A 7,785-nucleotide genomic window follows, 5' to 3' on the forward strand; every position below is an offset into this window, starting at 1 on the left:
GGCGGGCGCCCCCGCCCACGACGGCGAGGGTGCGCAGGCCACCGCGGGGTTGGTGACTATATGAGCTCTCTCGGCTGGGGGTGGGGCTGCGCGCGAGGGGGGGTCGCGCGCAGCCCCGGTTTTCTTTCACCGCACCGGAGCCGCCCACACCTCGGCGGCATACGCGGCCAAGGAACGGGGCGGTTTTCCGGTGAGCAGGCGGAAATCGTCGGTGACCGGGCTGAACACCCCGGCCCTGGCCAGTTCGAAGAGGTGCATCATGTGGTCGACCCAGGCCTCGGGGCGCCCGGACGCGGCGAAGTGCGCCCGGTGCTGGGGCGGCGTCGCGTCCAGGTGCTTGAGGGGCCGGCCCGACGCTTCGGCCAGCGCGTCCGCCACGTCCCCGAAGGTGACCGAATCCGGTCCCGTGAGGGTGTAGCCGCGCCCGTCGTGCCCGTCCCCGGTCAGGACGGTGACGGCGGCGTCGGCGAGGTCGCGCGTGTCGAAGAAGGCGACCCGGGCCTCGCCGCTGCCCGCGTACAGCTGGTCGGTCTCGCGTAGCGCCCGGGCGAACACCGCGTCGTCTTCGTCGAAGTTCTGCAGGAACCAGTTCGGCCGCAGGATGGTCCAGCGTTTACCGGAGTTCTGCACCGCCAGTTCCAGGGCGTGCCGCGGTGCGCCGGCCGGCGTCCGGTCGACGCCGGCGGCGGACATGAGCACCACGCGCCGCACGCCGGGGGCCGAGGCGATCAGCCGGGTGGTGATCTCGGCGGCGTCATCGTCGCTGTCCAGCCCTTTGACGAACAGCGTGCCGGCGTCGCCGAGCGCCGGGGCCCAGGTCGTCTCGTCGTACCAGTCGAAGCGCACCGGCGTCACGGAGCCGTGCGGCTCGCCGGGATGCCGGCTGGCCGCACGGACCGGCACCCCGGCCGCGGCCAGCGCCCGCACGACGCGGCGGCCGGCCTTGCCGGTGGCGCCCTCCACCCACACAGTCATGGTTTCTCCCTGCTCGTCGTTCACCGTTGTTCATCACGTTAGGCGCGACGAGCGAGACGATGAATGGCTGAAACGATCGGGATGTTGTCCGTTCGTCTCGCCGGCGAAGACGGTTATCGTCAGAGTCATGGACGTGCTCGCGGACGTACTCGCAGCCCTGCGTGTCGGCACCCCCGTCGCGGCCTACACGGAGGCGCACGCGCCGTGGGGGCTGCGCTTCGACCACGTCACGGGGGCCGCGTTCCACGTGGTGCTGCAGGGTTCGTGCCGGCTGACCCCGCTGCCGGGTGGCGCGGTCTTCGAGCCGGTCGAGCTCGGACCGGGCGACGTGGCCCTGCTCGGGCGCGGCGTTCCGCACGCCCTGGAGTCCGCGCCCGGCACGCCGCTCGTCGACTTCCGCCCGACGCGCCCTTCCCCGGGCACGCCCTTCGGCCGCGTCTCACTCCCCGGCGCCGGTACGCGATCGACGATCGTCTGCGGCGCGTACCGGCTGCACCGGCACCGCCCGCACCCGCTGCTGCGGGACCTGCCGGACGTGGTGCACCTGCCGGCCGTGCCGGGCCGGCACCCCAGCCTCCGCGCGCTGGTGCAACTCCTCGGGGACGAACTGGAGTCGCGGCCGCCCGGCGCCGCCGTCGTGGCCCCGTCGCTGGTGGACGCCCTGCTGGTGTACATGCTGCGCGCGTGGCTGCACGAGACCGCGCGGCCGCACGGCTGGTCGGCCGCCCTCGCCGACCCCGTGACCGCGCCCGCCCTCGCCGCCATCCACGGCGAGCCGGCGCACGCGTGGACCGTCGAGCAACTCGGCGCCGCGGCGGGGTTGTCACGCGCCGCCTTCGCGCGGCGGTTCACCGCCGTTGTGGGCGAACCGCCGCTGGCCTACCTCACCCGCTGGCGGATGACCCTCGCCACCCGCCTCCTGCGCGACACCGACAAACCCCTGGGTCAAGTGGCATCCGCCATCGGCTACGGATCCGCCTTCGCCTTCGCGAAAGCCTTCCGGCGCGAATTCGCGACCACCCCGGGCGAGTACCGCCGCGCCACCCTCGCGGACAGCCGGGAACCCCCGCCCGGCTGACGGGCCGGCGTCGCGAAGGTCAGACGCGACCGCCTGCGGGCCCGCGAACCGCCGAGGCGACGAGAGTGTCCACTTGGGACTTCGGGACCGGGACACCATCGGTCTTCCCCAGCCACGCCATGAAGTCCGCGCTCGCGAGATCGGCGGGCGCGGGGCCGAGGTACGGCGTGACGTACACGGGCGTAGTGGGCTCGCTGCGCCAGCTCGCCGACAGGCCGCCGGTGTCCACTGCGTCGTAGCCCAGCACGTCCACCAGACGCGCGACTTCGCGCTTCGCGGCGGCGTCGTCGTCGGCGACCGGCAGCGCGCTGCGGTCCGGGGAGCCCGCCGGGCGAGCCAGGGTGAGCAGCTGGCGGTAGAAGACGTTGTTGAACGCCTTCACCACCGACGAACGCGGCAGCGTGCGCTGGAGCAGCCCGCTCGAGGTGAGTTCGCCGGAGTCGAGTTCCGGGAACCGGCCGTCGCGGTCGGGGTAGTAGTTCGTCGTGTCGATCACGGTGCGCCCGGCCAGCGCCTCGGCCGGCAGGCGCGAGTAAGCCGTGAGCGGCACGGAAACCACGACCACATCCGCGCGCGCGGCCTCCTCGCCGGTCGCGGCGCGAGCGTGGGCGCCGAGTTCCGCGACGAAACCCGCCAGTGTTTCGGGGCCGCGCGAGTTGCTGAGGACGACGTCGGCACCGGCGGCCGTCGCCAGGCGCGCCAGGGTGCCGCCGACGAGGCCGCTGCCGATGAAGCCGAGGGTTGTGCTCACAGTTCGCGTCTCCCGTTCCCTAATGTGACCGGCTGGTCATGTTAGGGACTGTAGCACTAACCGGACCGAGTGGTCAGGTTTGCTAGGCTGGCCGTGGTCCAGGAGGTGGTGATGGCGGAACCCGGCCGCCCGATGCGCGCCGACGCCGTGCGCACGCGCAAGGCCCTCGTCGCGGCGGCGGCCGAGGTGTTCGCGGAAAGCGGCGTGGACGCGACGGTCGCGGAGATCGCCACGCGGGCCGGCATCGGCAAGGGCACGGTCTTCCGGCACTTTCCGACCAAGGATGACCTGCTCGCGGCGATCGTCGCCGCGGCCGTCGACGAACTCGTCGCCGAAGCGGATCGCCTGGCGCCCCGCGACGATGCCCTGCCCGCGTTCATGCGCTTCAGCGCCGATCTCTACGCCCGCAACCGGGCCGTGGTCGAGGCGCTCGACCGCGCCGGCGCCGACCGGCACCCGAAGGTCCAAGCGGAGGTCGAGCGCCTCGTGGCCGCGGCCGAACGACTCACCGAGCGCGCCCGCGACGCCGGCGTCGTGCGCGCCGACGTCCGCGGGCTCGACGTCGTCCAGCTGACCTGCGGCGTCCACCACGCCGCCGCCCCGCTCGCCCGCACCGAACCGGATGCCGGGCAGCGCTACGCCGACCTCGTGTACGCCGGGCTGCGCGTGACCTGATGTCCTGGCTGGCGTGCCTCAGCGGAGGATCGACTGGTCCGAGGTCGCGAAGTAGGCGACCGTCCCGGCGATCGCCGTGAGGTAATGGCTCAGTACGACGCGGTTGACGTTCTCGAGGCGGTCGCAGGCTTTGTGGTAGCAGGGGTCGTACCGCTCGTCCGCCTGGCCGCCCCAAGCCTGGGCCTGCGCCCCGGACTTGTCCTTGCGGTCGCCGTTTTCCGCGCCGCCGGAAGGAATGCCGGCGTCGACGAACGCGGTTTCGTCGTCCCCGACGAACTCGATGGTTTCCGGTTTCACGCCGGTCGCCGCGAGTTGGCCGGCGAGGACACCGGCGACGGCGGCCGAACCGGGCGGGCCGGTCTGGGACTGTTTGTCACCCGCGCCGCCCTGGGCGAAGTAGCCGCCGTTGGGCGAGGCCACCATGTCCACGTTCAGGTAGAGCGCGATCTTTTCACGGTCAGCCGTGGACAGGCCGTTCACGTACGACTTCGAGCCCTCGGACTCGCTCTCCTCCGAGCCGAAGAACGCGAACCGGACGGTGTTGCGCAGCGACGCGGACGGGCCGAGGTGGCGGGCGATTTCCAGCAGCGTGGCGACACCGGAACCGTTGTCGACGATCCCGGGTCCGTCCTCCACCGAATCCAGGTGCGCCCCGATCACCACCACGTGCGCGGGGTCCCCGGTACGGGTCTGCGTGATGACGTTGCGCGCGGTGCCCTGCTCACGGTCGCGTTTGCGCGGCAGCTCGTAGGTCGGGGTCGCCACGTCGTAGCCGGCGGCCCGGAGCACGCCCGTCACGTAGTCGACGCTCGCGTCGTAACCGGGGCCCGGTGAAGCGCGGTTGCCGCCGTTGTCGTCGGCGATCTTCTGCAACGCCTGGAGGTGCGTGACCGCTCCGGCGTCACTCACCGCGCCCTTCAGCTGACGAGCCACCGGGCCGTCCACCACCTGCACGTTCGGCTCCGGTGGCTGCGCACCCGGCGACGAACAGCCGCCGGCAACCACACCCGCGATCAACGCGAGCGCCAATCTTCTCCGGGTCAGGACGCTCTTCGGTGACCGCATCACAACTGCTCCTCATCCGCCTCGGCCGGACCTCCCACCGTCGCACCTCAGCCGGGCCACCGCACCGCACGGCAAAGGTGAATGCTGCTCGGTTGACGGCGACTGTGGTGGTGAAGGATCACTGCGTGGTGGGAAAGGACCGGACAACTGTTCGCGTGCACCAACGTCCGGCAAGCCGACGAAGAAGCCCACCGCTATGCCGTCGGCTCCGGGCGCACGACCAGCACCGGGCACTGCGCCTGCCGGACCAGCGCCTGGCTCGTCGACCCCAGCAGCAGCCCCTTGAACCCGCCCCGGCCGCGGCTGCCCACGACCACCAGCTGCGCCTGCGCCGACTCCTCCAGCAACGCGTGCCGCGGGTTGTTGCGCACCAGGCGGCGCCGGACCCGTACGTCCGGGTGGTCCCCCTGCCAGCCGGCCAGCCGCTCGGCCAGCAGCCGCTGCTCGGCGGGCTCGATGGCTTCCCACTGCGGCATCAGCTTCGCCGTCCCGTACATGTACTCGTAGGTGATGTCGCTCCAGGCGTACACCGCCACCAGCGGCACGCCGCGGAACGACGCCTCCTCGAAGGCGACACCGATCGCCTGCTCGCTGTTCGGACTGCCGTCGACGCCCACCACGACCGGCCCTTCGACCGGCACCGTCCCGTCCCGGTCCCGGACGACCGCCACCGGGCAGTGCGCTTGGCTCACCACCGGCGCCACCGCCGAGCCGACGAGGATGCCGCTCAACGCACCCATTCCGCTGCCGCCCAGCACGACCATCCGCGCGTTGCGGGACAGGTCGACCAGCAGGGCCGCGGCCGATTCGGGCACTATTTCCGTGGTGACGGTGAGCGAAGAGTCCACCGAGAGCGCCAATTCGCGGGCCTCGGCGACATAACTTTCCGCGACGTGCTGGGCCAGCGTGCCCACCTCGTTGATCCCGGCGATGTCGAGGTCGTGGAAGCGGAGGATGAACTCCATGCCGTGCGCGATCAGGAGATCGCGGTTGCGCTCCGACGCCATGGTCGCCGCCCACCGCACAGCCTCCTGCGCTCCGGGCGAGCCATCCGTTCCGACCACCATGGTGCGTGCCCACGCGGTCATGCCCACTCACCTTCTTCCAGCCTCACGGTGCCGGTGCCGGCCGAGGCGAACGACGAACTTCCCGCCCGGTGGCTCACGACGAGCGTCCGGAGTGGACGACGGCGAGCTCGGCGGCGTTCACGGAGGCGAGGCGACCAGGGTGCAGCCGAACGTCCTTGATCCGCGGTTTCCGGCTCGGTTCGAACAGCGCTCGGCGCGAGCCATGCCGGAAGGGCTGCGCAGCACGGGGACCAGCACCCGGTTCCGTCATCGCGGTCCTCGCCGAGGAAGACGCTCCTGGCACCGGCGTCTCGCACGCGGCCGCGCCCTGTCCGGCGGGCCGGACTCCCCGGCGGTAAGCACGAGCGTGACCTCCCCCGGTGGACAGCGCGGACACTTACCTCTGCTTCACGCTTAGCGAGGACACGGCGGGTCCCGCATCACCCGTGCCGGGTGAGGGGTCTCCGTCGCGAAAAAATCCCGAACGCCGGTCGTTCTGGCGCGGAACCGGCCTCGACCTGCGGTACCCCGGCTCTCCAGCCGGCAGGCGCTCATGACAGTCGGGTTGCAGCGCTGGCGGGTGCCGCTGAGCGGGCTACTTTGGAGACGTGCGCAACGCGTTCCACGGCGAGTTGGCTCAGCTCGGTGGTGAGCTGAGCCAGATGTGCGCGTTCAGCACGCAGGCGATGCGGGACGCGACCAGGGCGCTCCTGACCGCTGACCTGCTGCTCGCCGAGCAGGTGCTCGGCGGGGACGCCGAGCTGGACTGGCGACGCGCCGAGTGCGAGGAGCACGCGCAGGCGCTGCTGGCGCTGCAGGCCCCGGTCGCCCACGAACTGCGGAGCGTGCTCGGGGCGGTCTACTGCGCGGACAAGATCGAGCGCATGGGCGACCTGGCGGCCCACATCGCGGGCATCGCCCGGTTCCACCACCCGCACCACGCGGTCCCCGCCGAGCTGGAAGAGAAGTTCGGCCTGCTCGGTGAACTCACCGCCGGTATGGCCGACCGGCTCACCGACCTGCTCGCCGCACCGGCCGAGGGCATGCACGCCGAACTGGAGACCGCCGACCAGGCCGTCGACGACCTCCACGCGCGCATCCTGCGCCTGATCACCACCCCGAACTGGCACGACGGTCCCGCCGTCGCGGCCAACGCCGCGCTGCTGGCCCGGTTCTACGAACGCTTCGGTGACCAGGCCGTGTCCGTCGCGAAGCGCATCGAGTACGCGGCTACCGGCAGCCTGCCTGCCTGAATCCGTCTACTGTGGACGCCGCTGCTCACCGGGCGGCTGTCGGCGCCGGGACCCGCAGACCGCGGCGGTCCCTTCCGCCGGCCTCGTCAGGCGGGTTCCGCGTCAACGGATCTGTTCGCGAGTCTTCACCGCCCAGGCAGGCGTCTCCGCCGGCATCGGCTCACCGGGAACCCGACCAGCCCGACCGTCGCCGCCGCGGCGCCCAGCAACCCGACCGACAGCGCGGTGCCGGAGAACGCCAGTAGCGTCGGCGCGAACGCTCCCAGCTCGGCGACGAGCACCGCCAGGGGGATCGGCGCGAAGTCCGGCACGACCGGGAACCACAGCAGCACGCCGACCCCGGCGAGCACGCCGAGCGCCTTCAGCCACGGCGGCGCGATCCGCCCGGGAACCGCGAAGAGCAGCGTCGACGACATCGCGAGCACGAACCCGAGCCCGAGCAGGACCAGCGGCCGCCCGGCCCGCTGCCCGACCGCCACGGCGAGCACGATCGTGAACAGGGCGGTCGTGCACATCGGGACCCACCAGGCCAGCGTGATCCCCGATCTGGCCAGCCCCGCTGTCAACCGGGCGCGCAGTCGTGCCTGCACCGTCTCGAACACGAAGATCAGCCTAGGAAACCCGGCCCCGCGACCGCCAGCCACCAGCAGGTTCGGCCCACGCTCACCCTCCGCTACGGCCGGAGTCTCGCACCCCGGCAGCCGATTTAAGATCGACACCGCGCTCCACTCCCCGGCGCGCCGGGCACCGGGGACCGCACGGACACGGGAGTCGAGGATGGCCGAGGACACCGCCGACTCACGCGAGCAAGCAGTCGAACTCAACAGCTGGGTGCGCGATCTGCTGGCTCGCGTGGAGGACAAGTGGTGCGTGCTGATCCTCGGTGTGCTCGCCAGCGGCGGGTTGCGTTACTCGGAACTC

At 72.0% G+C, this 7,785-nt stretch carries 8 protein-coding genes; 3 read left to right on the forward strand and 5 right to left on the reverse strand.

The window, feature by feature from the left end:
• Positions 1-126 precede the first annotated feature (126 nt).
• Positions 127-975, reverse strand: coding sequence for an NAD(P)H-binding protein (locus tag ACIA77_RS52045; protein ID WP_395893682.1), 849 nt, complete (start codon positions 973-975; stop codon positions 127-129).
• Positions 976-1,102: 127 nt separating this feature from the next.
• On the opposite strand from ACIA77_RS52045, the gene ACIA77_RS52050 reads away from it, so the two are divergent.
• Complete coding sequence (locus tag ACIA77_RS52050; RefSeq protein WP_395893683.1) at positions 1,103-2,053, forward strand: AraC family transcriptional regulator; 951 nt, start codon at positions 1,103-1,105, stop codon at positions 2,051-2,053.
• 19 nt (positions 2,054-2,072) lie between these two features.
• On the opposite strand, the gene ACIA77_RS52055 is transcribed toward ACIA77_RS52050, so the two are convergent.
• Positions 2,073-2,804: an NADPH-dependent F420 reductase gene (locus ACIA77_RS52055; RefSeq protein ID WP_395893684.1), complete on the reverse strand. Its 732-nt coding sequence runs from the start codon at positions 2,802-2,804 to the stop codon at positions 2,073-2,075.
• 111 nt (positions 2,805-2,915) lie between these two features.
• Here ACIA77_RS52055 and ACIA77_RS52060 point away from each other — a divergent pair, with 111 nt between their 5' ends.
• Positions 2,916-3,479 carry a TetR/AcrR family transcriptional regulator gene (locus ACIA77_RS52060; RefSeq protein WP_395893685.1) on the forward strand — a complete coding sequence of 188 codons (564 nt, stop codon included), beginning with the start codon at positions 2,916-2,918 and terminating at the stop codon, positions 3,477-3,479.
• An 18-nt stretch (positions 3,480-3,497) separates the two neighbouring features.
• Here ACIA77_RS52060 and ACIA77_RS52065 read toward each other — a convergent pair whose 3' ends face one another.
• On the reverse strand, positions 3,498-4,544 hold the full coding sequence (locus tag ACIA77_RS52065) for a M20/M25/M40 family metallo-hydrolase (RefSeq protein WP_395893686.1): 1,047 nt from the start codon (positions 4,542-4,544) through the stop codon (positions 3,498-3,500).
• Positions 4,545-4,738: 194 nt separating this feature from the next.
• The gene (locus ACIA77_RS52070; protein ID WP_395893687.1) at positions 4,739-5,632 is read right to left on the reverse strand and encodes a universal stress protein; all 894 of its coding nucleotides are present in this window, start codon (positions 5,630-5,632) and stop codon (positions 4,739-4,741) included.
• 587 nt (positions 5,633-6,219) lie between these two features.
• Here ACIA77_RS52070 and ACIA77_RS52075 point away from each other — a divergent pair.
• A complete protein-coding gene (locus tag ACIA77_RS52075) occupies positions 6,220-6,864 on the forward strand; it encodes a phosphate signaling complex PhoU family protein (RefSeq protein ID WP_395893688.1) in 645 nt (214 codons plus the stop codon).
• 125 nt (positions 6,865-6,989) lie between these two features.
• On the opposite strand, the gene ACIA77_RS52080 is transcribed toward ACIA77_RS52075, so the two are convergent.
• Positions 6,990-7,466, reverse strand: coding sequence for a hypothetical protein (locus ACIA77_RS52080; RefSeq protein WP_395893689.1), 477 nt, complete (start codon positions 7,464-7,466; stop codon positions 6,990-6,992).
• Positions 7,467-7,785 lie beyond the last annotated feature (319 nt).

This window comes from Amycolatopsis sp. NPDC051903 (genome assembly GCF_044452505.1).
Taxonomy (GTDB): domain Bacteria; phylum Actinomycetota; class Actinomycetes; order Mycobacteriales; family Pseudonocardiaceae; genus Amycolatopsis.